General features: G+C 74.3%; 1 protein-coding gene. It reads right to left on the bottom strand.

What is annotated here, in order from left to right; all coding sequences use genetic code 11:
• The coding region (gene nagA / locus ACIQ9P_RS39320; protein WP_402367343.1) for an N-acetylglucosamine-6-phosphate deacetylase at positions 1–1054 on the bottom strand (1054 nt) is incomplete at its 5' end.

The raw sequence follows: 1054 nt of genomic DNA, 5'->3' as shown, positions 1-1054 counted from the left end.
TCAGGCGGTGGTGATCGGGGTGAAGCGGTCGCCGCCGAGGATCCACTCGCCGCGGCGCATGACGGCGACCAGGTCGTAGCCGGTGGAGTCGACGACGACCAGGTCGGCGAGCTTGCCGGTCTCCAGGGTGCCGATCCGGTCGGCGAGGCCGAGCAGCCGGGCCGGGACGGTGGAGAGCGACTCCACGGCCTGGTTCAGGCTGAGGCCGTTGACCGTCACCGAGCGCTTGAAGGCGACGTCCAGGGTGAGGGTGGAGCCGGCGATCGCGCCGCCCTCGACCAGTCGGGCCACGCCGTCCTTGACCTCGACCTGGAGCGGGCCGAGGGGGTAGAGGCCGTCGCCCATGCCGGCCGCGCCCATGGCGTCGGTGATGAGGGCGACCCGGGAGGCGCCGGCGGTGTTGTAGGCGAGGTCGAGCACGGAGGGGTGGAGGTGGACGCCGTCGTTGATCAGTTCGACGGTGACCCGCTCGTCCTCCAGCAGGGCCACGATCGGGCCGGGGGCGCGGTGGGCGATGCCGGGCATGGCGTTGAACAGGTGGGTGGCGACGGTGGCGCCGGCGCCGATCGCGTCCAGGGTGCGGGCGTAGTCGGAGTCGGTGTGGCCGACGGCGGCGATGACGCCGAGGTCGGCGAGCATCCGGACCGAGTCGAGGCCGCCGGGCAGCTCGGGGGCGAGGGTGACCATCCTCGCGTGGCCGCGGGCGGCGTCGACGAGCTTGCGGACCAGGGCCGGGTCGGGGTCGCGCAGCAGATCGGGGCGGTGGGCGCCGCAGCGGTTGTGGGAGATGAACGGGCCCTCGAAGTGGACGCCGGCCACGACGCCGTCCTCGGCGAGCTCGGACAGGACGGCGGCCTGGCGGGCCAGGTCGTCGATCTCGCCGGTGACGGTGGAGGCGACGGTGGTGGTGGTGCCGTGCTCCAGGTGGGTGCGGGCGGCCCGCAGGGCCTCCTCGGCGATGCCGGAGGCGTAGGAGGCGCCGCCGCCGCCGTGCACGTGCAGGTCGACGAAGCCGGGCACGACGGTGTACCCGGTCAGGTCGAGGTCGCCGGGC

Source organism: Kitasatospora sp. NPDC094019, assembly GCF_044764505.1.
Taxonomy (GTDB): Bacteria; Actinomycetota; Actinomycetes; order Streptomycetales; family Streptomycetaceae; genus Kitasatospora.
Note: the sequence above shows the minus strand (reverse complement) of the source record. Positions and strands in the feature narration are given on the sequence as shown.